Origin of the sequence: Microcoleus sp. PH2017_28_MFU_U_A (genome assembly GCF_020738035.1) — a bacterium.
Taxonomy (GTDB): Bacteria; Cyanobacteriota; Cyanobacteriia; order Cyanobacteriales; family Microcoleaceae; genus Microcoleus.
Genome location: NZ_JAEQCX010000018.1, coordinates 1 through 1,162, shown reverse-complemented (window position 1 = coordinate 1,162; position 1,162 = coordinate 1). Strand labels below are relative to the sequence as shown.

The window sequence follows — 1,162 nt, the reverse complement described above, 5'->3', positions numbered from 1 at the left end:
TTACCAATTACCAATTACCAATTACCAATTACCAATTACCAATTACCAATTACCAATTACCAATTACCAATTACCAATTACCAATTACCAATTACCAAAAAGTCTTATGTTTGTTTCCGGTTTAGAGCTTTGGCAGTGGGTGAATCAAGCTAAGATTGATGCGATCGCCTCTGAGATTCCCCAAGTAGAACTCGACTGGCTGCTGCAAGAGCTGGCAGGTTTGGATAAGTTGGCTCTGCGTTTGGAGTCGTTTAAAGATTTGCCAAAAATTGAATTAAAGTTGTCTGTATCAGAACTCGATCGACTTTGGCAGCGACGGTTGCAGGAACGGGTGCCGGTGCAGTATTTAACGGGAGTTGCACATTGGCGGGATTTTTCGCTGAAAGTAACGCCGGCGGTGCTAATTCCTCGTCCTGAAACGGAATTGCTGATCGATTTGGCTGTGGATGCTATGAAAAGCCATTCAGTGAATCCAACATCGGATTGGGTGGATTTGGGAACGGGTAGCGGGGCGATCGCGATCGGCTTGGCTTGTGCGTTGAAAAATACTACGATTCATGCAGTAGATTGCAGTTCGGAAGCTTTGGCAGTTGCTCGACTGAATGCTGAAAATTTAGGCTTTGGATCGCGAATTAATTTTTATCAAGGTTTGTGGTGGGAACCGCTAGAATTTCTCAAGGCTAAAGTTAGTGGCATGGTGTCTAATCCGCCTTACATTCCCAGCAGCACGGTGCTGACTCTACAACCCGAAGTTTTGAAGCACGAACCTCACCTGGCCTTAGATGGCGGTTTTGATGGCTTAGATTGCATCCGGCATTTGGTAGAAACGGCTCCGGATTATTTAGAATCTGGGGGAGTTTGGTTGGTTGAGATGATGGCGGGACAAGAAACGGCGGTAGCTGATATGCTACGAAGTCACGGGAGTTATTGCGATGTTCAGATATTTGCGGATTTGGCAGGAATCGATCGCTTTGCTTTAGCCTATCGTCTTTAGATTCCAAAAATATGCTGCAATTCTAAAATAGACTTGCATGGGATTTATTCGCTCTCCGATCTTGAAATTCTGTAGTTTAGACTAAAAAATGAGCCCAGCTAAAAGTAGTCACCTTTGAATCTCCGGCAAGCTGTTACTCAAAAACTCAAGAGGTATCAGATTAAATAA

1 protein-coding gene is annotated in these 1,162 nt (G+C 44.1%); it reads left to right on the top strand.

The features are described 5' to 3' along the window. Positions 1 to 106: 106 nt before the first annotated feature. Complete coding sequence (gene prmC, locus JGK14_RS00175; RefSeq protein WP_293219422.1) at positions 107 to 994, top strand: peptide chain release factor N(5)-glutamine methyltransferase; 888 nt, start codon at positions 107 to 109, stop codon at positions 992 to 994. The last annotated feature ends 168 nt before the right edge of the window (positions 995 to 1,162 follow it).

What these genes read in the sequence shown, in the direction of transcription:
- prmC (WP_293219422.1), top strand. Translation starts at nt 107, where the DNA reads ATGTTTGTTTCCGGTTTAGAGCTTTGGCAGTGGGTGAATCAAGCTAAG.